Below are 24,560 nucleotides of genomic sequence, written 5' to 3'. Positions count from 1 at the left end.
AATGACTTGAAAACGCGCTGGCTGATTGACGTTCCTGTGTAAAAACGCCAGACTGATGTCGTGGCTTCTTTTGTTGCTCCCGAGTTTCGGGGCATGAATTTTGTGTGGCTCTTGCCTCGCGTCGGCTTCTTTGACCCGGTGCGACGGTGTTGTGCGGCCCTCAGCTCAGGCTCTCTTCAATCGAGCAAAGCTGCATCCAGATTTCCTGCAATCGCTGCATACCTGCCGCTTTCCGAACTGAAGGCGGCGGAACGATTTTTCTCGCGTAATCGCAACAACAACAATTCAAAGCAAAAAGGGGATCGTCATGAACCGTCGGGAAGTTCTTAAATCCGGTGCGGCTTGCGCTGCTTTCAGCATGCTGCCGAATTTTGCATCTGCAGCCGGTAATACATTCGCACCGCAACCGTCGGGCTGGCGCAGCTTCGAGATTACCACCAGCATCACGCCTGCCACTTCGGGGGAAGTCATTCGTGTCTGGGTTCCGATGGCCGGGTTCAATGGCAATGACTGGAATCGTCCGGAAGGCAATCGCTGGACGACAAACGCCAAGGTCGCGCGGCTCGATCGCGATCCGGCCAGCGGCACCGGCTTGCTTTACCTCGAATGGGACGCAAACGAAGCGAAACCGCAAGCCGAAGTCATCAGCCTCATCTCCACCCGCGACCGTGCAAGCAATCTCGATGCATCGGCAAAGGCCGTGCCGCTGACCCGTGCCGAACGCGAACGCTATCTGGCCGGGACACGCCTTGCGCCTGTTGATGGCATCGTCAAGCAAACCTCGGACAAGATCGTTGCGGGTGCGGACACCGATCAGGAAAAGGCCCGCCTCATCTATGACTGGGTTGTAGCCAACACCTACCGCCGTGCCTCGACGCGTGGCTGCGGTGATGGAAACATTGTCGCCATGCTTGATAGCGGCGATCTCGGCGGCAAATGCGCCGACCTCAATCCGCTGTTCGTGGCTCTGGTCAGGGCAGCAGGAATTCCGGCCCGCGACCTCTACGGCGTGCGCGTTGCGCCTTCCGCCTTCGGCTACAAGAGCCTTGGCGCGAAGAACGAAGTCATCACCAAGGCCCAACACTGCCGCGCCGAAATCTATCTCGATGGTATTGGCTGGGTGGCGACCGATCCGGCGGATGTACGCAAGGTGATGCTGGAAGAGGAAAAGGACGGGCTGACTGCCGACGATCCGCGTGTCGTGGCCGTGCGGCAAAAGCTTTTCGGCTCATGGGAGGGCAACTGGATCGCCTTCAATGATGGCAGCGATATCGCCTTGCCATCTGCGCAAGGACCGGAGCTCGGTTTCCTGATGTATCCGCAGGCCGAAGTTGCCAGCGCCCGTCTGGATTGCCTCGACGCGGATGCATTCCGTTACGCGATGACCGCACGCGAAATAACAATTTAGCTTGAGGAAATAGCATGGATATCGCGTCGCCCATTCGTCTCAGCACACTTGCCCATGGTGGCGGTTGCGGCTGCAAGCTGGCTCCAGCTGTCCTGCAGGATCTACTGTCGGGCCAACCCGCCATGCAGCCTTTCAGCCAGCTTCTCGTCGGAACGGAAACCGGCGACGATGCCGCGGTCTGGCAACTGGATGACGAAAACTGCGTGATCGCCACCACCGACTTCTTCATGCCGATGGTGGACGATCCGTTCGATTTCGGACGCATCGCAGCCACCAACGCGATATCCGACGTTTATGCCATGGGCGGAACACCGATCATGGCGCTGGCGATCCTCGGCATGCCGGTGAACAAGATGCCCGCCGAAATGATCCGCGAAATCCTGAAAGGCGGCTCCAGCATCTGCGCTGAAGCTGGCATTCCGGTCGCGGGCGGGCATTCCATCGACGCGCCGGAGCCGATCTACGGATTGGCCGTTATCGGCACTTGCAAGCTTTCCAGCCTGCGCAAGAACAGCGGCGCGCGTCCCGGAGACACGCTAATCCTGACCAAGGCAATCGGCGTCGGTATTTATTCCGCTGCCTTCAAGAAGCAGGAACTCGACAGTGCCGGTTACGATGAAATGATGGCATCAGTCACCTTGCTGAACCGGGTTGGCGCCGAGCTAGGCAAGGATAGTGCCGTCCACGCTGTCACCGACGTCACCGGCTTTGGCATTCTCGGACATGCACTCGAAATGGCGCGCGGTTCGAATGCAGGTATCAGCCTCGACTATGCTGCGCTGCCCTTTCTCAAGCAGGCCGAAAAGTTGACGCAAGGCGGTTTCGTGACCGGAGCTTCCACCCGCAACTGGGCAAGCTATGGCCATGATGTGCAGTTGCCGGACGAGTATCCGCTCTGGAAACAGCAATTATTGACCGACCCGCAGACCTCCGGCGGGCTTCTGATATCCTGCGCATCGGAGGAAGCCGAAAGGCTTTTGAACAGCATCCGCGGCGCGGGTTATCCATCTGCCTGCATCGTCGGAAAGGTGACAGACGATGCAGGCCGCGTGACGGTAACAGGATAGGAATTGTTGAGTCGGCTCATCAACAGCTCGCTTGCCGTTTGGGCCTTTCTTCTCTGGAAATCGCCGCCATGAGGCGATAAAGGCAACAGGATAATATTTTCCAGAGGGACATCATGGGCTATTTTCCAAGTTGGCGTTTGACATCAAACGCCGTCGTGCTTCCTGACGAGCGCCTGCCAGCCGCCGCCGCCATACCGATGGGCGTGCAGCATCTTCTCGCAATGTCGGGCTCGACCATCGTCGCCCCACTGCTGATGGGTTTCGATCCCAATGTGGCCGTCTTCTTCTCCGGTATCGGCACGCTTCTGTTCTTCGTGCTGACGGCAGGTCGTGTGCCAAGCTATCTCGGCTCGTCCTTCGCGTTTATCGCGGTCGTGATCGCCGCAACCGGTTATAGCGGTTCCGGCCCCAATCCCAATATCGCCATCGCGCTCGGCGGCATCATTGCCTGCGGCGCGCTCTATGCCCTTATCGGCCTTGTGGTCATGGCCATCGGCACAGGCTGGGTCGAACGACTGATGCCTCCAGTCGTCACCGGCGCCATCGGCGTTTCCATCGGCCTCAACCTTGCGCCGGTCGCCGTCGGCCAGTTGAAGGGAAGCGGCACGCATATAACTATCGCGCTGCTCACCGTTCTCTGCATGGCGATGATCGCAGCCTATGGACCGCGTGGAACCAAGCGCCTGTCGGTGCTCTTCGCACTGCTGTTCGGCTATCTTCTGGTCCTGATCCTCGGCAACGGCCTCGGCATCGTGCCCGGCATCGATTTCACCGCCGTCAGCAACGCGGCCTGGTTCGGCCTGCCGCATTTCACCGCGCCGGAATTCAACTGGCAGGCGATCACCCTCATCGCGCCAGTCGCTATCGTTCTGGTGGCTGAAAATCTCGGTCATATCAAAGCGCTCGGCTCCATCACCGGCCAGAACATGGATCGCTACATCGGTCGCGGCTTCCTCGGCGATGGCATCGCCACCATGATTTCCGGCTCGGGCGGCGGCACCGGCGTCACCACCTATGCCGAAAATATCGGCGTCATGGCGATGACCAAAGTTTATTCGACACTGATCTTTGTCATTGCGGCCGTCATGGCACTGATCCTCGGCATGTCGCCGAAATTCGGCGCGATCCTGCAGACCATCCCTGCCCCGGTTCTGGCGGGTCTTGCCGTTTCAGTGTTCGGCCTGATCGCCTCGGCAATGGCCCGCATCTGGATCGTCAACAAGGTGGACTTCGCGGATTCCCGCAACCTCTTCACCGCTGGCGTGGCGCTAATTTTCGGCGCTGGCGACTTCACACTGAAGATCGGCGATTTCGCTCTTGGCGGTATTGCCACCTCGACGCTTGCAGCCCTTGTGTTCTACCAGCTGCTCGGCATCGGTCGCAGCGAAAAACCAGCAGCATAAGAAACAAAAGGAGCGGGCCTTTGTCCCGCTCCTTCCATGCTGAAGCAGCTCATACTTGATCGACATCAATTACTGTATTTTTATATTCGTCTATGTCTGTGAACGAAGATCATCCGGATGAGACGGGCTCATGTTATCAGACCTTTTCGAACACAACCGGCAATGGGCAGCGGAAAAGCGCCAGGAAGACCCTGAATATTTCAGCCGGCTGTCATCGATGCAGCGTCCGGAATATCTCTGGATCGGATGTTCGGACAGTCGCGTTCCGGCCAATGTCGTCACCGGATTGCAGCCGGGCGAAGTCTTCGTACACCGCAATGTCGCCAATCTCGTCCATCGCGCCGATCTGAACCTTCTGTCGGTGCTTGAGTTTGCCGTCGAGGTGTTGGAGATCAAGCACATCATCGTCTGCGGCCATTACGGATGCGGTGGCGTGCGTGCTGCCATGGCCGGATATGGCCACGGCATCATCGACAACTGGCTCCAGCCGGTTCGCGATATTGCGCAGGCAAATGAACAGGAGCTGGACGGTTTTGCTGATCCCGAAGAACGTCTGAACCGGCTTTGCGAGCTGACCGTGGCCTCGCAGGTGGAAAGCCTGTCGCGCACGCCGGTTCTGCAATCGGCCTGGAAACAGAACAAGGATATCGTCGTGCATGGCTGGATTTACGGCCTCAAAGATGGCCTGTTGCGCGACCTCGAATGCGATTGCACGAAAAGCGTGCTGCGTTTTTCGTGTCAGCCAGCGGGATAATCCGCAAGCAGCTTTTCGGCCCTGACACGCATGTCCGGTCCGAGCTCGGTCGAACGTCGCGCAATCTTGTCGAAACAAACCGTAGTCGTCTCGTTGACCGCGCGCAGTTCGCCGTCCAGCGAACCCACCATCATCTGGCGAAAGGTGACCGACGAGCGCCCGACTTTCAGCACATGCGAACGGATCGTCAGCAGGTCTCCGGCTGGCACTTCCTGCTTGTATTCGGTTGTCGCGCGCACATCTGCCCAGCCGAAGCTGTCATCGGGAATTTTCCCGGCGATATGGCCCAAAAGCTGAAAGCTCGCATCATCGAACATCCCGGCATAATGCCGGACATTCATGTGTCCCATGACATCGCACATCCACGGATGCGCGACGCCGACAAAGGTGACAAGACCCCTCATCGCGCCACCGATTGATAACCACCGAGGAAGGCTGTGAGGTTATCGCCGAGTGCGTCGCACAGATAGCCACCTTCCTGCACGATGACCGTTGGCAGACGAAGCTTCGCAATTGCTTCGGCAATCCGGCCAAAACCGCCAGTGGTGACCGACAATCCGCCGAACGGGTCGCCTTCAAACGGATCGAGGCCAAGCGCCACCACCAGCGCATCCGGCGCAAAGGCTTCGATACGGCGGAAGGCCGTGTCGAGTGACGCAAGGAATTCGGCATCGCCGGATTTGCGCGGCAGCGGCAGGTTGAGATTGTAACCAAGCCCCGCACCCTCGCCGCGCTCATCGGCATGGCCCCAGAAAAATGGATAGAAGCGCACCGGATCGGCATGGATCGAGACGGTCAGCACGTCGGGACGGGCATAGAATATGCCTTGCGTCCCGTTACCGTGATGCAGATCAACGTCTAGAATCGCCACGCGCTCGGCTTTCGAGCGCAGGCGCTGGGCTGCGACCGCCGAATTATTGACGAAGCAGAAACCGCCAGCCACATCGGCAAAGGCATGATGCCCCGGGGGACGGCAGAGCGCATAGGCCGCGACCTCGCCTGCAAGCACCGCATCGGCGGCATCGACCGCGCTCCATGCGCTCCAGCACACGCTTTCCCAAGTATGTTCAGCAATCGGGCACGCCGTATCAGCCATGTGATAGCCAACCTGCCCCACGGCAGACGCCGGATAGCGACCGTCACGCGCCAGCGGGTGGATGTTCGGGATCACCTCTTCCGAAGCCTCATCAATACGCCGCCAACGGGCATAGATGTGCTGGAGGAACTCCAGATATTCCGGCGTATGCACGGCTGCAATCGGGCCAAGGCCATGATTTTGCGGACGGATAATCTCACAGCCTGCAGCCTTCGCACCGGCGAGCAGGCGCTCAACACGCTCCGGCTGTTCGGGGTTAGGCTGCGGCGCACCGCTGGAAAGAAAGGCTTTCGGGTCGTGACGCTTCTGCTCGACAGCGTAAAAGGCTTTCATGATTACTCCCTGATTTGATTGATACGCGCCAAGCGGGCGAAATCATCGCCATAGGCACCATGATCGCGGTCGGCTTCGATCCAGCCGATACCCAACCGGTCATAAAATCTCTGGGCGGCGACATTGTCCCGATCCACGGCCAACCGCAGATAGACGCCGCCGCGCGCCATCGACCAGGAGGCGACATGGCGCAAAAGCACCTCGCCGATCCCTCTGCCGCGAAAGGCTTCATCGACATAGAGGTCCTGCACGTAGACGCCCGGTTTGCCCAACCATGTCGAGAAGATCGGGAAGAACAGGGCAAGACCGGCAAACCTATCGTCCACCTCGGCGATCAGACTGGTGAAAGCCGCATAGGGACCAAAACCATAACAGCGGAAATCCTCAACCGTGCTGGAGATTTTTCCCGCAGCGCCAAGTCCTGCGCCCATCGTGCAGATTGCTGCGTGAATCTGTTCGGCATCGGCAAGTTCACCAAGCCGAACCACGACGCCGGTTTTACTGTCCAACACGATCTTCGGCATCAGAGCATTTCCTGTTTTGATCGAATCATTGGAAACTCTCGATCCTTTTGTTTTTACGCATGTCTTTATCCCGAAACCGGTTCCCACTTTCGGGAGACATGCTCTAGAACGCCACCCTGTCTCCACCTTTGAGGCCCAGATATTCTCGCGCCTCGTCAGGCGTTGCAACGTCCAGCGACAGGCCGTCAAGAATGCTGCGTATGCGACGAACCTGATCGGCATTGCTCTTGGCCAGCTGGCCGCGCCCGTCATAAAGGCTGTCTTCCAGCCCGACGCGGACATTGCCGCCCATCGCCGCTGCCATGGTAATCATCGGAATCTGGTGCCGTCCCGCCGCCAGCACGGAGAAGGAATAGTCGTCTCCGAACAGCTTGTCGGCGATCCGCTTCATATGCATGAGATTATCCGGATCGGCCCCGATACCACCCAGAACCCCGAAGACGAACTGGATAAACAGATGGCCGGACACCAGCCCCCGGTCGCGGAAATGCGCCAGCGAATAGAGATGGCCGACATCGTAGCATTCGAATTCGAAACGGGTGCCACAGCCTTGGCCGAGACTGGTCAGAATGCCTTCCATATCTGCAAAAGTGTTCTTGAAGATCGAATGACGGGTAGCTTCCAGCAATTCCGGTTCCCACGCGTGTTTCCATTCACGCGGCCTGTCGAGTGCCGGAAACAGCGCGAAATTCATTGAGCCCATGTTGAGCGAACACATTTCCGGTTGCGCCTTAAGCGGCGCCGCCAACCGGTCTTCCAGTGTCATCAGCGACGAGCCGCCGGTAGAAATATTCACCACCGCTGCCGTCGATTGCTTGATACGCGGCAGGAACTGCATGAACAGGTCCGGGTCGGCGGACGGCCTGCCGTCGCGCGGATCACGGGCATGAAGATGCAGGATGGATGCGCCCGCTTCCGCCGCCGCAATGGCTTCGCTCGCAATCTCGTCGGGCGTCACCGGCAGATGCGGCGACATGGAGGGCGTATGGACGGAGCCTGTCACCGCGCAGGTGATGATCACCTTGCGACGCGTCTTCTTCTTGTCGGTCATGATCCGGTTTCCTTACGCATTCACAGGCAGTTTGAGTTCACGCGCCAGAGCCTCCAGCGTGTCACCGAGGATGGCGGTGATCTCGCCGACCTGTTCGCGGCTCACAATCATCGGCGGGCAGACGAGGAAATGGTCACCCTCGACACCGCCGCGCGTGCGGCGCGAATAGATGATGAGCCCGCGTTCATAGGCGAGATCGACCATGCGCTGATGGGCGTTCAGTTCCTTCGGCAGCGGCTTCATGGTTTCGGGGTCAGAAACAAACTCGGCAGCCAGCAGCAGGCCTTTGCCGCGCACGTCGCCGATGAAGGGGAAGCGTTTCGCAAGCCCTTCCAGTTCGCCCTTCAATGCATCGCCCATGCGAGCGGCGTTGCCGACCAGATCGAGACGATCGATCTCCTGCAATACGGCCTTACCCGCCGCACAGGCCAATGGATTGCCGGCATAGGTGAAGCCGTGCAGGAAGCCACCTGCATCCAGAACCGGCTGGACGATGCGGGCCGGTGCCGCCATGGCGCCAAGCGGGCAATAGCCGGAGGCAAAGCCCTTGGAAAGCGCGATCAGATCGGGCTTGCAGTTCCAGTGATCGCCGCCCAAAAACTTGCCGGTGCGCCCGGCACCGCTCATCACCTCGTCATGAATCAACAGGATGCCATAACGGTCGCAGATTTCGCGGATGCGCGGATAATAGCTGTCGGGCGCAACCAGCGCGCCGGTGGACGCTCCGCCGATCGGCTCCATGATGAAGGCAAGCACGCTTTCAGGACCTTCTTCCTGAATCTTCTCCTCCAGCATGTCGGCATATTTCTGCCCGCGTTGCTCCATCGACAGATTATCGCGGTCGAGATAGGCGGTCGGAGCCGGGACTTTCGGCATTTCGCGCATGATGGGCGCGAAGGGCTCGCTCAATGCCGCGTAGCCGGTGACAGCCAGCGCGCCAAGCGTGCCGCCGTGATAGGACGGAAAGCGCGAAATCACTTTCCAGCGCTTGCCCTGCCCGGTCGCGACCGCCCACTGGCGGGCAAGCTTGATACAGGATTCGACCGCTTCCGAACCGCCGGAAACGAAGAATATCTTGTCCAGCCCTTCCGGCATACGCTCGGCGGCCATGCGTGCCAGATCTTCCGCCGGTTCGTTTTCAAAGTGCAGGCGATAGGCGAAGGTCACGCGGTCCATCTGCTCTTTCATGGCATCGAGCACGTTGCGATTGCCATGGCCGATATTGACCACCATCGCGCCGCTCGACCCGTCGATGACGCGGCGTCCGTCCTGATCCCAGATATAGATGCCTTCGGCCCGATCCACCAGCGGCCTGCGCAGGCGTGACTGGTAAAAAAGATGCGATGCCGGGCGTTCGTTCTGTGCTTTTGTGTTGAGCATGGCGTTACTCTGTCAGCGCTTGAGATATTGGTTGAGAACATTGGCCGTCACACGCTCGACCATGCGGTCGCCGCGTTTGAGAGCCGCTACCCACTCGCAGCTTCCGGCGTGGAAGACCTCGCCCTTGCCGCGTGGGAAATTGACGATCATGCCGCAGCCGCGCTTGATGCGTTCGACGGCTGCATCACCATTGTCGCCGATCAGCGTATCGGCCACGAATTTGGCATCGGCATCGGAGAGGAACTGGTCGTCGGCTGGAATATCTGCACTCTCCTCCTTGAGAGACGACATGCCGAGCGCCAGAATCTGCAATCCATCGGGAGCGCCACTGCCCTCCTCCGGCTCCGGCAATCCTCCCCGGATCACATAGTCGAGCCCGTCAACCTCATAGCCGAAGGCATGGCCTTCCGAGCCCAGGAGATCGCCGTAATAGATGCCGGTTCCCGCAAAGGCCCAATGCTCTGGGCGATAGACCGGGAAGCCGCGTACGCCGCGCGGGGCACAACCGCCCCAGCCGACGTAAAGCCCGCGCAACGCATTGAGGCCGAAAGTTTCGGCAGCAGGCCGTCCGGTTTCAGTCGCTTCCCAGCACCCGCTGGTGCGACGCGGATCAGCGGAGCGATAGACCGGGTCTTCGGCGCGGGCGCGATACTTGTAGCAGGTCTGGCGCTTGCCATTGTCCTCAAGCCGTGTCTGCCACATGAAATTGCCCGCAAAACGGGCCGCACGACCGCCGCCATCGACATAATTATCGACGGCATCACGCATTTCCCACGTCCAGTATTCGTCGTGACCGACAAAGGCAACGCAGTCATAACCGTCGAGGATTTCCGGCGAAAAATGCAGCTCGTGCTGACTGGCGAGATCGACCGCGTAGCCTTCCCGCTCGGCCCAGCGGAAGAACAGGCTGTCATAGCTTGCCCAGCCGGAAGAGGTATATTTCTTGGAATAGCCGTTGGCATAGGCCCATTCCATATGCGGATAGCGCGGGGGGGCGGCTGGCGGCGTCACAATTTCCAGCGGCACGCGCGGCGCATCGGATGGCAGGACAACAAAGCCACGGCAGAACGGGCGCTCGATGCTCACCGTCGTCGCATATTGATCGCCGTTCGGCCCGGTAATGCCCTGATAATGGTTGGAGCCGCCCCAGGTATTATAGGCTGTCCATGTGCCGGTGGCAGCGACCTGCAGGATACGACCCGGCTTACGGCCCGCCGCTGGGCGCAGGATGAAAAGGTGATGGCAATGGATCGACTGACCGTCATTGCCATGCGCCTTCAACGTGATGCGATAAGCGCCGGAAGGCCAGTTCTCATCCGTCTTGAAATCGAAAGTCGTTTCCCAATCGCAACCGACAACCGAACATTGCGCCGGTGTGTCCTGCCATTTGCAGTCGATCCCGCGTTTGGAGAAGACCGGCGTTTCCACCGCCCCGTCCCGCACAATCTCGATATCGAAACGCGAGGCGGTTGCGCTCACCTGTAGATGAACCGTCGCACCCGGAAGATAGGAATAGGCATCGGTATAGCACCAGATTTCGCCGCGAGGCCCGTCCATGCCGGGATATTCGTAATAATGACCAAGCACGGCTTCACGCCGCTGGGCCGGGGTCAGCCCGAAATCGGGAAATTCGTTGAGGTGTCTCTCGCTCATTCTGATACCTCAGGCAGCCAGATATTTCTTAAGGAAGGAGCGGGTACGCTCCTGCACCGGATTGCTCAAAATCTGATCCGGCGGTCCCTCTTCCACCACCACGCCGCCATCCATGAACAGAATGCGGTCGGCAACCTCACCGGCAAAACGCATCTCGTGCGTGACGATCAGCATCGTCATATGTTCGACGGCAAGCTGCTTCATGACGGCATTGACCTCGTCCACCAGCTCGGGATCGAGCGCCGAAGTAGCCTCGTCGAACAGCATCACCTTCGGCTGCATGGCGAGCGCTCGCGCAATGGCCACGCGCTGCTTCTGACCGCCCGACAGGCGCGAAGGGTAGACATCGATCTTGTCGGCAAGCCCCACCTTCGACAAAAGCTCCAGCGCCAGTGTGCAGGCCGCGTCCTTGCCCATGCCTTTCAGCTTGATCGGACCGAGCGTGATGTTTTCCAGCACCGTCAGATGCGGGAACAGGTTGAAGTGCTGAAACACCATGCCCATCTGCTGGCGCACCGCATTGATGTGCTTTTCGAAGGCCTGTCCTGCCAGCGGCTGGTTGACCTGCACGCCATCGAGCCAGACTTCGCCACCATTCAGCGTTTCCAGATGATTGATCGAACGCAGAAGCGTGCTTTTGCCGGAACCGCTGGGACCGATGATCGCCACGATCTGGCCGCGCGCCACTGAAAGGTCGATGCCTTTCAGCACTTCCAGCGCGCCGTAAGCCTTCCGGGCATCCTTCACTTCGACCATCGGTTTTGCCGATTTGGAGCTGCTCATCGCGTGACCTCCACTTTTCTTTCAATGCGCCGCAAACCGGCCTCAAGGACCAGATTGACCACGTAATAGATGGCCGCGACGGTGATATAGAATTCAAACGGGCTGAAGGTTTCGCTGATTGCAAGCTGGGCGCTGTGCACCAGTTCCGCAATGCCGATGATCGAAACCAGCGACGTGTCCTTCAGAAGAACGATCATGTTGTTGCCGATCGGCGGGATCGTGTTGCGGATCGCCTGCGGAATGACGACATAACGCAAAGCCTGACCATGGCTGAACCCGATGGAACGGGCGCCTTCCATCTGGCCGGGATCGACTGCCACAATACCTGCCCGGATAATGTCGGCATTATAGACCGCGAAGTGCAGGCTGAGGCCGATAATGCCAGCGCCAAGCGCGGGGATATTGATGCCGATCTGTACCAGCCCGAAATAGATCAGGAACAGTTGCAGCAGAAGCGGCGTTCCCATGAACAGCCACATGAAGAAACGCACCGGATAGGCCAGAATGGCAGGCGCATAAAGCACAACCAGCGCAAATGCGATCCCCAGCACGAAGCTCAAGAATGCCGACGAAACGGTCAGAACCAGCGTCCACCAAAGGCCGGTCAGAAGCAGATCCGTATAGGGAGTGACGATGCTGAAATCGAGGGCTTGCATCCAGTCCTCCCTCACTGCGCCGCGAAGCGCTTGTCGAGGAGATCGACCCCGCGCGCCACGATATAGATGATGATCATGTAGAGAACGGCTGCAACGCCGAAAATCTCGAACGGTTTGTAGGTCGAACCGATGAAACGCTGCGCCGTATAGGTCAGCTCAACCACCGAAATGGTCGAGACCAGCGCCGAACCCTTCAAAAGGGCAATAGCGTTGACGCCCAGCGGACGGATCATGAGGCGAGCGGCCTGCGGCAGCACGACGAACCGCATGGTCTGGCCACGCCCGAAGCCGATGGAGCGCGCGGCTTCGCTCTGGCCGCGATCGACGCTCTGGATCGCTCCACGGATCGATTCCGACATATAGGCGCCGATGTTCAGCCCAAGCCCGATAACGCCAGCAGCAAACGGTTCCAGATTGATGCCGATCTGCGGACCGCCGAAATAGAGAATGAAGAGCTGCACAAGGCAAGGCGTGCCGCGAAAGACACTGACATAGGCAGCTGCAAGTCCGCGCAGAATGGGGGAACGAGACAAGCGGCCCGCCACGAGTATTGCGGCCACCGCAAAGCCCAGGATCAGGGCCAGCGCGGAAATTTGCACAGTTACCCATGCCGCCTCCAGAAAGAACGGGAGGACGCGCTGCATCAACGCAAAATCCATCGGAAAACTCCGGTCAATCGGTTCTCAACCGGCCCGGACATATGCCGGGCCGGAATGACGACGTATCAGCGAATGTCGCTGCCGACCCATTCCATCGAGATCTTTTCATAGGTGCCATCGGCCATGATCTCGTCGAGAGCTTTCTGCATCGCTGCCTTCAGCTCGGGATTGTTCTTGCGAATGGCGATACCGATTGCAACGCTGCCGCCTTCAATGTCCGGCGTATCGAGCTTGCGGACTTTCTGTCCGGTTTCCTTGATCGCCACCATGACCGGGATGTTGTCGACGACAATGGCGTCGACACGACCCGAATTCAGTTCAAGCATCAGTTCCGGCAGACCCTTATAGGTGCGAATGGTCCAGCCACCCTGTTCTCGCGCCCACTTCTCATGGGTTTCACCAAGCGTTACGCCCAGTGTCTTGCCCTTGAGATCGTCGAGCTTCTGAACGGCGGAATCTTCCTTCACGAAAACCGCGCGGCCCGCGTGATAATATGGTCCCACAAAGTCCACTGCCTTCTCGCGTTCCGGCGTGATCGTCATGGAGCCGACCACCGTGTCGAACTTCCCCGCCCGAAGACCGGCAACGATACCGTCCCATGCGGTGGTGATGAGCTGTGGCTTCAACTGCATGCGCTCGGCAATCGCCGAACCGATGGAAGCATCGAAACCCACGACCTCGTTCTTCTCATTGACGAAATTGAACGGCGGATACTGGCCGCTCATGGCGATCTTCAGTTCGCCCGATGCCTTGATCTTTTCAAGATCATCCGCCTGTGCGGGCGCTACAGCAAAAACTGCGGTGGCGGCAATCGCGGCAGCGGCGATGAAACCCGTGAATTTGTTAAACATGCTGTTCCCGACTTCCTCTTGTTTGTTTTTCTTGAGGCTATTTGATGCCTCCCAATTTTCATGATTGCTTTTATGGATGCATTTCGCAAATAGATAATGGGAATGGATTACATAGATTTCATGAATGGATAAAACCATGTCGCTGCACCGCCCCGAGCGCCTTGTCTGGGATCTGGACTGGAACCTTCTGCGCAGTTTCGTGGTGATTGCTGAAGTGAAAAGCATCACCCGCGCTGCAGAACGGCTCAATCTCAAGCAACCAAGTGTGAGCAATGCGCTGCGCCGGCTGGAAGACCGCATCGGCCAGCGACTGGTGGAGCGTGACGCCACCCATTTTGAGCTGACCGAAGTCGGCAAACTGCTCTATGAACAGAGCATCGAAGTCTTCGGCGCTATTTCGCAACTGCCGCAGCTTGTGCGTGGGGTCGGTGACGATGTAACCGGCCATGTCACCATATCGGTGGCCAGTCACATTGTTTCGCCGATCTTCGACCGGGCGCTTGAACTTTTTCACGAACAGCACCCGCGAGCGACGCTGACGATCAATGTATCCGCCAGCACCGAAGTCGCGCGACTGGTTCGGGAGAAGCGTGCTTCTTTCGGTCTTGGGCTGGTGAGCAATCGAGATCCGGCGCTCGACTACACCATGGTCTATCGCGAATTCTTCGGCTTTTTCTGCGGCCCCCGGCACCGGATGTTCGGCCAGTCCGGGCTGACGCTTGCCGATCTGAAGGGAGAACCATCGGTTTCGTTCCAGACAGATCATATTGCCGACGCGCTGCGCCCGGTAGCTCTGCTACGCAGTGAGGCGCGGCTTTCACCGGATGTCGTCGGCACCTCGTCGAGCCTTGAAGAAGTGCGCCGGATGATCATTACCGGCCTTGGTATCGGCCCGCTTCCGCTGCATGTGGCGCGACGCGAGATTGATGACGGTCTTCTCTGGCGTTTGCCGCCTTACGACAACCCGCCCGCCATCGATGTTTTCCTGATCCACAATCCTGAAACCAATCTCAATAAGGCCGAGAAAGCCATGCTGGCCGGATTGAAGGGATTGATCGCTTCCACACCGCTGGAAGACCGTATTTACGGAGATTGACGAGCGGGCCCTACCCGCTCGTCCCTATTTAGCTACTCTGCCGCTTCTGCTGCGCACAGCGCGTCGCATTCGACTGCTTCCCGCGTGCCGGACAGGCTGGCCTGACCAAGCGCGACGGTTGCAACCGCGCTGAGGCTGGCGACAACAGAAACCCAGAAGCCGTTTGCTGCACCGAAATTGTCGACCACCCAACCGGAAACGAACGCACCAAACGCCATTCCGATGCCGATGCCCGTCATGACCCAGGTAATGCCTTCGGTCAGCATAGTCTCAGGCACGCGGCGTTCGATAAGGCCGAAGGCCGTGATGAATGTCGGAGAAATCGCAACACCGCTGACGAACACCGCCACGGCAAGAAGCGTGGTCGATGTGCCAGCGAAGGGTAATGGCAAGGCAGTCAGTGCCAGCACGCTGACGGCAATCATCAACTGGCGCTGTAGAGGCATCCGAAGCGACAATGCACCGAGCGTTATCCCCACAAGAAACGAACCGATGGCATAGACACCGATCACAAGGCTGGCCGCACCGGGCTGACCAAGCTCGCTTGTGATCGCCACAGCACTGACTTCGGCTGTCGCAAAGGTGGAGCCGACGAAGATAAGTGCCAGCGTGATGATCTGAACGGGACGCGACCAGATAGCGGAACGTTGCGGGCTGTCCTGATCGAGCGCACGAACTGGCGGTTCACTGGAGCGCTGCAGGAGGAAGGCGATCGTGCCCACGGCCAGAAAAGCCGTGCTGATAAGCATCCCCGCTTCGGGGAAAAGGGACACCGCCAGCGCCACGGAAAGGGAAGCGCCTGAAATATAGACCAACTCATCCGCCGCCGACTCGAATGCGAAAGCGGTGTTCAGTTCGGGGCGATTGCGGAAAATTTCCGTCCATCTTGCCCTTACCATGGCCGGGATGCTGGGCATGGCACCGGCAAAAAATGCCGAGACGAACAATGTCCAGTTTGCCCAGCCCTGATTTGTCGCTACGAGCAGAAAGGCGAAGGCTATCACCGAAACGACCGTGGCAGGCATGACGATGCGGCTTTGTCCGTAACGGTCGACAAGGCGTGAAATCTGCGGCGCTATGAATGCATTCGTGAGCGCGAAAGTGGCAGACACCGCGCCCGCCAGCCAATATTCGCCGTGCGTCTGCGCAAGCATGGCCACGATGCCGACAGGGGCCATCGCGATGGGAAGACGGGCGAAAAAGGCCGCCGCCGAAAAGCCGATAGCGCCTGGGGCGCTGAAAATTTCTCTATATGGATTGGACATCGGAGTGGGTCCTTGAAAGGGGAAATTACAACACTTGCATACGGTCCGTATGTTAATTAAATAATTGATACGCGGCGTATGTCAACTAATATACGCAGCGTATGCAAATAAAAGGAATCATGATGCGTAAACCGCGAAGCGAAATGATTGCTGAAACGAGGACGAAGCTGATGGCTGCGGGCCGCAAGGCTTTCGGGACCGTTGGTTACACTGAGGCTTCGATGGATGATTTTACAGCCTCTGCCGGGCTGACACGCGGCGCGCTCTATCATCATTTCGGCGACAAGAAAGGCCTTCTGCAGGCCGTAATCAACGAAATCGATTGCGAGATGGCCGCAAGGCTGTGCACGATTTCCGCCAAGGCACCCGACCGCTGGCAGGGCTTTGTCGACGAGAATACGGCCTATATCGAAATGGCACTGGAACCGGAAATCCAGCGCATCATGTTTCGCGACGGACCGGCGGTGTTCGGCGATCCCTCCAGCTGGCCGAGCGCCAATGGCTGTATCCGCACGATAACGACCAGCCTTGTCGCATTGCATGAAGAAGGTGTCATCGTCGATATCGACTCGGAAGCCGCCGCGCGGCTGATCAATGCGGCGAGCAGTGCTGCGGCCCAATGGATTGCCAATTCAGACGATCCCGAGACCACATCGAAGCGGGCCGTCAAGGCATTCCGGAAGCTTCTGGAAGGCCTGCTGATCCGAAAAAAATGAACTAGCCCGACACAATCGACGTGAAGTCGGTTATGCCCGCGAAGCGCGCGGCGCGGACCTTGCCATATTTGCTCTTGTCGACGACGAGATGTTTTTCGACAGCGCGCTGCATCGCCATCTGCTTGATCGGTACTTCATGGAAGTGTGAACACGTAACCCCGTGCTGCTCGTCGACGCCGCCAGCCGACAGGAAAGCTTTGTTGATGTTGACGCGCTTCAGGACGTCGATCCCCTCATCCCCTGAAAACGACGCCGCTTCCGGGTGATAAAGTCCGCCCAAAACAATAAGCCGCACATCACTGCGCTGCGACAGGATTTCCGCAATGTTGAGAGCGTAGCAGACAACCGTAATATGCTGGTTCTGCGGTATGCGGTGAGCAAGGTGCGGCATTGTCGTGCCGCAATCTATGAAAACAGTATCATAGGGTTCGATCAACGCTGCCGCTGCGGCACAAGCCTGCGCTTTGGCATTGGCATGGCTGTCTTTTTCAAAATCAAAGACATAATCGCCATTCACACCGTCCTGCGTGGGAATAATGTAACCACCCAAACAATTCAGCATCCCGCCATCGCTGCCGATATCGCGGCGAATCGTCATTTCCGACACGCCAAGACGCGCTGCCGCATCCCGCAGGCGAAGCACGCCAACGTCATCGACCAGCGCCGCCAGTTCGGCAATCCGCTCTTCCTTCCGGCTGATTCTGCTCACGCTGTCCCCAATCCTTGCGATCCGCTCACCCGTTTATACGTCCGTCACATTTCACGCAATGCGATCATCCGATCTTGACAGGCCGAACATAAATGTGAAACGATCCAAACATAATGATCGGATTGTAACATTATAATTCGCATTGTTGGGAGGATAAAACAACAGGGTTTTGCACGCCTCGAACAGAATTCCGTTCTTCGAGGACGTCAGACAGGCGGGAAAACAGATCGAATTTTCGCCCGGCCGGGAAGCCGGGCATGGAGGAGAACGCTGACGCGCCCTACCGTTCCAGGGTGCGTCAGCGTCAGCATCGTCCTACTGCAGCCAATGGCGCGGCGGGACAGGGAGTTCGGAGTTTCTTCTGGTCGAATACGCTGAAGGAGCTCCGGAATTTTGGAGTAATGCGCATCTATCCGAACCGGTCAGCGCTTTGGAGATGCGTCTTGGGAGGAAACACCGGTGAAAAAATTTCTAGCATCCGTGGCGATCGCCATGTCCGTGGCCGTTCCGCACGCTTTCGCGGAAGGCGTCGTTGATACGTCGAAGATCAACAAGGAACTGATTACCACTGCCAATGACAAGAAATACACCATCGCAACCGTCGTGAAGGTTGATGGCATTGCATGGTTCGACCGTATGCGCGACGGCGTCGACCAGTTCAAGGCAGACACCGGCAACGATGTCTGGATGGTCGGTCCGAGCCAGGCGGATGCCGCGGCACAGGTCCAGATCGTTGAGAACCTGATCGCGCAGGGCGTTGACGCCATCGCCATCGTGCCGTTCTCCGTTGAAGCCGTCGAGCCGGTTCTGAAGAAGGCGCGTGAGCGTGGCATCGTGGTCATCAGCCATGAAGCCTCCAACATCCAGAATGTCGATTACGACATCGAAGCCTTCGACAACAAGGCCTATGGCGCCAATCTCATGAAGGAACTCGGCAAGTCGATGGGTGGCAAGGGCAAGTATGTCACGACCGTCGGCAGCCTGACCTCCAAGTCGCAGATGGAATGGATCGACGGTGCCGTCGAATACCAGAAGGCCAATTTCCCGGAAATGTCGGAAGCAACTGGCCGTCTCGAAACCTATGACGATGCCAACACCGACTATAACAAGCTCAAGGAAGCGATGACCGCCTATCCGGACATCACGGGCATCCTCGGTGCGCCGATGCCGACCTCTGCCGGTGCCGGACGCCTGATCGCCGAAGGCGGCCTCAAGGGCAAGGTCTTCTTCGCGGGCACCGGTCTCGTTTCGGTCGCAGGCGAATATATCAAGAATGACGACGTTCAATATATTCAGTTCTGGGACCCGGCAGTTGCGGGCTATGCCATGAACATGCTGGCCGTCGCAGCGCTTGAAAAGAAGAACGACCAGATCAAGGCCGGTCTCAATCTGGGTCTGCCGGGCTATGAAAGCCTGCTGGCGCCTGACGCTGCCAAGCCGAACCTGCTCTATGGTGCAGGCTGGGTCGGTGTGACCAAGGAAAACATGGATAAGTACGACTTCTGATATCCATGGCTGCCTGACGGGAGGGGCTTCCTGCCCCTCCTGTCGGACAAATCGCATTCCAGCCTTGCACGAGGCCCCCATATGAATGAAAACCTGATCGAACTGCGCCATATCGGAAAACGTTTCGGTGGCGTCAGGGCGCTGGACGATGTTTCCTTTGCCATCAAGCCCGGCGAAATCCACTGTCTCGCGGGCGAGAACGGTTCCGGCAAGTCCACCATCATCAAGGTCATGTCGGGCGTCTACACGCCGGAAGACGGCGAGATACTGATCGACGGCAAATCAGTCGGCAAACTTGACCCCGTCAAGTCGGTTCACCACGGCATTCAGGTGATCTATCAGGATTTCTCGCTGTTCGGGAACCTGACGGTTGCTGAAAATCTGGCAATCAATACTTTTCTTATCGAAGGCCGCAAGGGCGTCGACTGGAAGCGCGTGCGTGACCTAGCACAGAAGGCGCTGGCGCGGCTCGACGTAAGCATCGACCTCGATGCGGATGTGGACAGCCTGCCGACATCAGGCAAGCAGATCGTGGCGATTGCGCGCGCCGTCATGGCTGACGCCCGCCTCATTATCATGGACGAGCCGACCACCGCGCTGACGCGGCATGAAGTCGATGCACTGTTCAAAATCGTGCGCGATATTCAGGCACAAGGCATCGCGGTGCTTTTCGTCAGCCACAAGATGCGCGAGATGCTGGAAATCAGCGAAAGGCTGACCGTCTTCCGCAATGGCAAGAAGGTTGCCGAAGGCCCGATTTCCGATTTCGACGAACCGTCGATCACCCGCGCGATGACCGGTCAGGAACTCACATCGGACCATTATCACTGGACCCCGCGTGAAGGCGCTTCGGCCAATCCGATCCTTGAAATCACAAACCTTTCTGTTCCGGGGGCGGTGGAAAATGCGAGCCTCGCTCTCAATGCGGGCGAAATCGTCGGCATATCCGGGTTGATCGGCTCCGGTCGCACGGAACTCGCACTCGCGCTCTTCGGCATGAAGCCGGATTTCACCGGCACTGTTCGTATCGATGGCAAGCAAGTTCATCCAAAGACAGTTCAGGAAGGGATCGCCTGCGGCGTCGCCTATGTGCCGGAAGACCGCCTGACGGAAGGCCTGTTCCTGACGCAATCGATCGAGCGCAACATCATCGTCACTTCCATCGAAAAATTCGTGCGCGGCCTCTTCATCGACCGCAGACAAGCTGACACCACAACCCGCGACATGTTTTCGGCGATGCACATCGTTGCCCCCGGTCCGCATACGCCGGTCAATCACCTGTCGGGCGGCAATGCGCAGCGTGTGGTGCTGGCACGCTGGCTTTTGACAGGTGCCAAAATCCTGATCCTCAATGGACCAACCGTCGGTGTCGATGTCGGCTCCAAGGCACAGATCCACAATATCATCCGCAAGCTCGCCAGTGATGAAGGGCTCGCCGTCCTGATGATTTCCGACGATGTGCCCGAGCTGGTGCAGAACTGCAATCGTGTGCTGGTGATGCATCGCGGACGTTTCGTCGACGAACTTTCCGGTGAAACCATGACCGAAGATGCCGTCAATGACCGGCTCAAGACGCTGAATTGAGGAACCGGCACATGAAGTTTTTTCGCAGTACCGAATTCATCATTGCCTGCGTGCTGTTCGCGGCCATGGTTATTATCGGCCTCATCAATCCGGCATTCTGGTCGCTGGACAATATCTTCGGCCTTCTGCGCTCCAATGTCGTGATCGGCATCATGGCGCTCGGTGTGTTGCTTGTGATGATTTCCGGCGGCATCGACGTCTCCTTCACCGCCTTTGCTATCGCGGCCATGTATCTGACCGTCCGCGCCATGGTTTATCTCGGCTATGACGGCGTGCTCATTCCGTTTGTGGCAGCAACGCTGATCGGCCTGCTGCTTGGCGCATTCAACGGCTTCATCATCCATCGTTTCAAGATGATCCCGCTGATCGTGACGCTCGGTACTGGCTCCATCGTGCGCGGGCTGGTGCTTGGTCTGGTGGGTACAAGCACCGTTAACATCAACAAGATGCCGAAGGAGCTGATCGAGTTTGGCAAGACGGATGTTGTTTCGCTGACCAATGCCGCCGGAACAGCCTTTAGCCTGACCGCAATGTTCCTCGTCTATCTGGCGCTAGCGCTGCTGATCCACCTGATCCTCAATTATACGATGATCGGGCGCAGCGTTTATGCCTATGGCGGCTCGCCGGAAGCGGCAAAGCGTGTCGGCTTCAATACCCGCCGCACGATCTTCTTCGTCTATTGCGTGGCCGGTGCACTGGCAGGTTTCGCAGGGCTTCTGCATTCCTCGATGATCTGGCTTGCCAATCCGCGCGATTTCGTCGGGCTTGAACTGGACGTGATCGCAGCCGTGGTTCTGGGCGGCGCATCGATCTTCGGCGGACGCGGCACGGTTCTCGGCACGCTGATGGGCGTCTTCATGCTCGTCATGGTCAAGAACTCGCTCATCATCATGAAGGTGGACACCACATGGCAGCGCGTCGTTGTCGGCCTCATCATCATCGTCGCCACAGCCATCACCGCATGGCGTGACCGCAAAAGTATCGCTTGAGAGGAGAACGCGACATGAAACAGTCTTTCGACATGCGCCGCATCCTTGGCGGAGACAATAATATCATCCAGCTCATCGTCATCACCGTACTGGTCTTTGCGCTGATGACCTGGATGAACCCGGACAAGTTCCTGCGCTATTACAACTTCGAATCCATCAGCTACATCATGCCGGAGCTGGGTATCCTCTCCATCGCCATGATGATTGCCATGCTGACAGGCGGCATCGACCTTTCGGTGGTGGGCATCGCCAATCTGGCGGGCATCATGGCCGGGGTCTATTTCCATTCCTCCATGGTGCAGGCGGCACAGACGTCCGGTTCCGGCATGCTGTTCTACACCATCATCGGCATATTGCTTGCCGTGCTGATCGGGCTGGTATCGGGCCTTGTCAACGGCCTGCTCATAGCCAAGCTCCGCATCACACCGATCCTTGCCACACTCGGCACCGGACAGGTTTTGATGGGGCTGGCACTGGTTCTGACAGGCGGCCCGGCCATCGTCGGCTTCCCTGATGCGTGGAACTGGGTCGGCAATGGCAAGCTGTTCGGCGTTGCCACGCCATTCCTGCTGTTCATCGCGGTTTGCATCGTCGTGGCAATTCTCCTGACACGCACGACGCTCGGCATCAATCTCATGCTGATCGGCACCAATCCGCGTGCAGCCGCCTTTGCCGGTATCCGCAAGGATCGCATGATCCTCTATTCCTACATGCTCACCGGCGTGCTCGCCTCCATAGCCGGGATCATCCTTTCGGGCCGCACCAATGCCGCCAAGTCGGACTATGGCGCATCCTATCTGCTGCAGGCCGTGCTGATCGCCGTTCTCGGCGGCACCAATCCGGCGGGTGGAAAGGGACGTGTTCTGGGCGTCGCCATCGCGCTGATTGCTCTAATGCTGCTTTCCTCCGGCTTCCAGATGATGCGGTTCTCCAACCACCTCATCGATTTCATCTGGGGCGCTTTCCTCATTCTCGTCATTGCGATCAACGCATCGCGCAATCAGGGCAGGTGATCCCTTATGCAGGACATCGAATTTCATCTTCGCCGTCAGGATTTTGTCCAACAGCCGCATGTCGTCGCCAATACCTATGGCCTCAGCGTCACCGCCTTTCGCTATCCAAGCGGCATCGAGGCGCTGCTGGTCGAGAACGAACGCGGCAATCTCATCGTGCTGCCTTTCATGGGGCAGATGATCTGGGGCGCGGAGTTCGACGGCGTCGATCTGACCATGGGCAACAGCTTCTCCATGCCGCGCCCGGCAACGACCATCGTCGAGACCTACGGCTGCTTTGCGTTCCATAGCGGCATCCTGCGCAATGGCTGTCCTTCGCCTCAGGACAATCATCTTCTGCATGGCGAAATGGCTTGCGCGAAAATGGACAAGGCCGGTCTTCTCTTCGGCCATGACGAGCGCGGCGCCTTTGTCGAAATCACCGGTGAATATGAACATGTGATGGGCTTCGGCGCGCATTATCTGGCGCGGCCAACCGTGCGGCTTCATGCGGATGAAACATTGTTCGACATCACCATGGATGTCGAGAACCTTTCATCCGCTCCGATGGAGCTGATGTATATGTGCCACGTCAATTTTGCCTATGCGGAAGGTGCGCGAATCGTCCAGCCAGTGCCCTATACGCCGGATCATGTGCAGGTGCGCACAGCCGTTCCCGGCCACGTTACGCCCAATGATGATTACCTGTCGCTGATCGACGAATTGGCCACCGATCCAGCCGCGATGGAAGTGCTGGACGAACCGGAGCGCTACGATCCCGAGCAGGTCTTCTATATTCGCGGATTGCCGAAAGATGCCGAAGGCAACACCCATCTGATGATGCAGCTTCCCGAGGGCGACGGATTTGGCATTTCCTACCCGACCGAAATCTTCCCAAAAACCGTGCGCTGGATTCTCGTGAACGGGGATGCACAGGTTGCAGCCTTTGCCCTGCCCTCGACCTGCGAGCCGGAAGGTTATCTGGCGGAAAAAGCCAAGAACAATGTGCAGGTGCTGGCATCGGGTGAGCGCGCCGTTTTCCCCGTACGCGTCGGCTATCTCGATACAGCCGCCGCCGAACAGTTTGAAGCCACGATCAAGGCACTCTGAAATTTCAAAGGAACGTCTCATGACCAGAAAGATCGGAGTGGTCGGCTCCAACATGGTGGACCTCATCACCTATGTGAACCGTATGCCCGGCCCCGGCGAAACGCTGGAAGCCCCGACATTTGAAATCGGCTGTGGTGGAAAAGGCGCCAATCAGGCCGTGGCTGCCGCGCGCCTTGGCGCAGATGTGATGATGGTCACGCGTGTGGGCGACGATATTTTTGCCGACAATACCATCCGCAACCTGAACGAGTTCGGCGTCGATACGCGCCATGTGCGCAAGGTTCCCGGCAAGTCGAGCGGTGTAGCACCCATCTTCGTGGAACCATCGGGTGAAAACTCGATCCTGATCGTCAAGGGCGCCAATGCCGATCTTCTGCCTGCCGAAGTCGACAAGGCTGCCGACGATCTGAAAGCTTGCGGCCTCATCCTGATGCAGATGGAAGTTCCGGTCGAGACAGTCTACCACACCATCGCTTTCGCCGCTGAAAACGGCATCGAAACCATTTTGAATCCTGCGCCTGCTGCCGCCGACCTTGATCCCGAACTGATCCGGCAGGTGACTTTTCTCGTGCCGAACGAGAGCGAGCTTGCGATCCTCTCCGGCCTGCCGACCGGCACGGACGATGAGATCGTTACCGCTGCGCGTTCGCTCATCGCGCGCGGCATCCGCACCGTCATTGTCACGCTCGGCGGACGCGGCGCACGCATGATTACCGCCAGCGAAATCGTCAATATTCCCCCGGTCAAGGTCACACCAAAAGACACGACCGGCGCAGGCGACGCTTTTATCGGCTCCTTTGCCCGCTTCTACGCCGGGACCGGCGATGTGGAAGCCTCGCTTCGCAAGGCCGCTCTTTATGCGGCCCATTCCATCACCCGGCCGGGCACGCAGAAAGCCTATGCCAGCCAGGAAGAATTCGAAACGTTCTGCCGCGATCACGCCCCTTCGACCGAACGTGCCTGATCGCACTTGAA

24 protein-coding genes are annotated in these 24,560 nt (G+C 58.3%); 12 read left to right on the top strand and 12 right to left on the bottom strand.

Annotated features, from left to right (window positions below; all coding sequences use genetic code 11):
* Positions 1–307: 307 nt before the first annotated feature.
* From OANT_RS14830 to can, 4 genes are all read left to right on the top strand, one after another.
* A complete protein-coding gene (locus OANT_RS14830) occupies positions 308–1,408 on the top strand; it encodes a transglutaminase-like domain-containing protein (RefSeq protein WP_011982610.1) in 1,101 nt (366 codons plus the stop codon).
* A gap of 14 nt (positions 1,409–1,422) precedes the next feature.
* Positions 1,423–2,475, top strand: coding sequence for a selenide, water dikinase SelD (selD, locus tag OANT_RS14825; RefSeq protein ID WP_011982609.1), 1,053 nt, complete (start codon positions 1,423–1,425; stop codon positions 2,473–2,475).
* Between the two features lie 113 nt (positions 2,476–2,588).
* Positions 2,589–3,878 (top strand): solute carrier family 23 protein, encoded by a 1,290-nt coding sequence (locus OANT_RS14820; protein ID WP_011982608.1) that lies wholly within the window; start codon positions 2,589–2,591, stop codon positions 3,876–3,878.
* A gap of 130 nt (positions 3,879–4,008) precedes the next feature.
* The gene (can, locus tag OANT_RS14815; RefSeq protein WP_011982607.1) at positions 4,009–4,632 is read left to right on the top strand and encodes a carbonate dehydratase; all 624 of its coding nucleotides are present in this window, start codon (positions 4,009–4,011) and stop codon (positions 4,630–4,632) included.
* Here can and OANT_RS14810 read toward each other — a convergent pair.
* From OANT_RS14810 to OANT_RS14765, 10 genes are all read right to left on the bottom strand, one after another.
* Positions 4,617–5,036 carry an acyl-CoA thioesterase gene (locus tag OANT_RS14810; protein WP_011982606.1) on the bottom strand — a complete coding sequence of 140 codons (420 nt, stop codon included), beginning with the start codon at positions 5,034–5,036 and terminating at the stop codon, positions 4,617–4,619. The two genes, can and OANT_RS14810, sit on opposite strands and share 16 nt — an antisense overlap.
* On the bottom strand, positions 5,033–6,061 hold the full coding sequence (locus tag OANT_RS14805) for a histone deacetylase family protein (RefSeq protein WP_011982605.1): 1,029 nt from the start codon (positions 6,059–6,061) through the stop codon (positions 5,033–5,035). The genes OANT_RS14810 and OANT_RS14805 overlap by 4 nt, the downstream gene beginning before the upstream one ends.
* A gap of 2 nt (positions 6,062–6,063) precedes the next feature.
* Positions 6,064–6,585, bottom strand: coding sequence for a GNAT family N-acetyltransferase (locus tag OANT_RS14800; protein WP_011982604.1), 522 nt, complete (start codon positions 6,583–6,585; stop codon positions 6,064–6,066).
* A gap of 103 nt (positions 6,586–6,688) precedes the next feature.
* Positions 6,689–7,636, bottom strand: a complete 948-nt coding sequence (kce, locus tag OANT_RS14795) for a 3,5-dioxohexanoate:acetyl-CoA acetone transferase (protein ID WP_011982603.1) — start codon at positions 7,634–7,636, stop codon at positions 6,689–6,691.
* A 12-nt stretch (positions 7,637–7,648) separates the two neighbouring features.
* Positions 7,649–9,016 carry an aminotransferase family protein gene (locus OANT_RS14790; protein ID WP_011982602.1) on the bottom strand — a complete coding sequence of 456 codons (1,368 nt, stop codon included), beginning with the start codon at positions 9,014–9,016 and terminating at the stop codon, positions 7,649–7,651.
* A gap of 12 nt (positions 9,017–9,028) precedes the next feature.
* Complete coding sequence (locus OANT_RS14785) at positions 9,029–10,669, bottom strand: N,N-dimethylformamidase beta subunit family domain-containing protein (RefSeq protein WP_011982601.1); 1,641 nt, start codon at positions 10,667–10,669, stop codon at positions 9,029–9,031.
* 9 nt (positions 10,670–10,678) lie between these two features.
* Positions 10,679–11,425: an amino acid ABC transporter ATP-binding protein gene (locus tag OANT_RS14780; RefSeq protein WP_040128772.1), complete on the bottom strand. Its 747-nt coding sequence runs from the start codon at positions 11,423–11,425 to the stop codon at positions 10,679–10,681.
* A 23-nt stretch (positions 11,426–11,448) separates the two neighbouring features.
* A complete protein-coding gene (locus tag OANT_RS14775; RefSeq protein WP_011982599.1) occupies positions 11,449–12,108 on the bottom strand; it encodes an amino acid ABC transporter permease in 660 nt (219 codons plus the stop codon).
* Positions 12,109–12,119: 11 nt separating this feature from the next.
* A complete protein-coding gene (locus OANT_RS14770) occupies positions 12,120–12,767 on the bottom strand; it encodes an amino acid ABC transporter permease (protein ID WP_011982598.1) in 648 nt (215 codons plus the stop codon).
* A 65-nt stretch (positions 12,768–12,832) separates the two neighbouring features.
* Entirely contained in the window at positions 12,833–13,618 is a 786-nt protein-coding gene (locus OANT_RS14765) for an ABC transporter substrate-binding protein (RefSeq protein ID WP_011982597.1), read from the bottom strand.
* A gap of 136 nt (positions 13,619–13,754) precedes the next feature.
* Between OANT_RS14765 and OANT_RS14760 the strand changes: the two genes are divergently transcribed.
* Positions 13,755–14,714 (top strand): LysR family transcriptional regulator, encoded by a 960-nt coding sequence (locus OANT_RS14760; RefSeq protein WP_040128486.1) that lies wholly within the window; start codon positions 13,755–13,757, stop codon positions 14,712–14,714.
* A gap of 32 nt (positions 14,715–14,746) precedes the next feature.
* Here the strand turns inward: OANT_RS14760 and OANT_RS14755 are convergent, their stop codons facing one another.
* Complete coding sequence (locus OANT_RS14755) at positions 14,747–15,979, bottom strand: MFS transporter (RefSeq protein WP_011982595.1); 1,233 nt, start codon at positions 15,977–15,979, stop codon at positions 14,747–14,749.
* 122 nt (positions 15,980–16,101) lie between these two features.
* Here OANT_RS14755 and OANT_RS14750 point away from each other — a divergent pair, with 122 nt between their 5' ends.
* Positions 16,102–16,695: a TetR/AcrR family transcriptional regulator gene (locus OANT_RS14750; RefSeq protein ID WP_011982594.1), complete on the top strand. Its 594-nt coding sequence runs from the start codon at positions 16,102–16,104 to the stop codon at positions 16,693–16,695.
* A 1-nt stretch (position 16,696) separates the two neighbouring features.
* On the opposite strand, the gene OANT_RS14745 is transcribed toward OANT_RS14750, so the two are convergent.
* Positions 16,697–17,404, bottom strand: coding sequence for a DeoR/GlpR family DNA-binding transcription regulator (locus OANT_RS14745; protein WP_011982593.1), 708 nt, complete (start codon positions 17,402–17,404; stop codon positions 16,697–16,699).
* Between the two features lie 459 nt (positions 17,405–17,863).
* Between OANT_RS14745 and OANT_RS14740 the strand changes: the two genes are divergently transcribed.
* From OANT_RS14740 to rbsK, 6 genes are all read left to right on the top strand, one after another.
* Positions 17,864–18,910, top strand: coding sequence for an autoinducer 2 ABC transporter substrate-binding protein (locus OANT_RS14740; RefSeq protein WP_011982592.1), 1,047 nt, complete (start codon positions 17,864–17,866; stop codon positions 18,908–18,910).
* 81 nt (positions 18,911–18,991) lie between these two features.
* Positions 18,992–20,494: a sugar ABC transporter ATP-binding protein gene (locus OANT_RS14735; RefSeq protein ID WP_011982591.1), complete on the top strand. Its 1,503-nt coding sequence runs from the start codon at positions 18,992–18,994 to the stop codon at positions 20,492–20,494.
* A gap of 11 nt (positions 20,495–20,505) precedes the next feature.
* Entirely contained in the window at positions 20,506–21,483 is a 978-nt protein-coding gene (locus OANT_RS14730) for an ABC transporter permease (RefSeq protein WP_011982590.1), read from the top strand.
* 14 nt (positions 21,484–21,497) lie between these two features.
* On the top strand, positions 21,498–22,496 hold the full coding sequence (locus OANT_RS14725) for an ABC transporter permease (RefSeq protein WP_011982589.1): 999 nt from the start codon (positions 21,498–21,500) through the stop codon (positions 22,494–22,496).
* Positions 22,497–22,502: 6 nt separating this feature from the next.
* Positions 22,503–23,585, top strand: a complete 1,083-nt coding sequence (locus OANT_RS14720) for an aldose 1-epimerase family protein (RefSeq protein ID WP_011982588.1) — start codon at positions 22,503–22,505, stop codon at positions 23,583–23,585.
* 19 nt (positions 23,586–23,604) lie between these two features.
* Positions 23,605–24,549 carry a ribokinase gene (rbsK, locus tag OANT_RS14715; RefSeq protein WP_011982587.1) on the top strand — a complete coding sequence of 315 codons (945 nt, stop codon included), beginning with the start codon at positions 23,605–23,607 and terminating at the stop codon, positions 24,547–24,549.
* Positions 24,550–24,560 lie beyond the last annotated feature (11 nt).

Source organism: Brucella anthropi ATCC 49188, assembly GCF_000017405.1.
GTDB lineage: Bacteria > Pseudomonadota > Alphaproteobacteria > Rhizobiales > Rhizobiaceae > Brucella > Brucella anthropi.
Note: the sequence above shows the minus strand (reverse complement) of the source record. Positions and strands in the feature narration are given on the sequence as shown.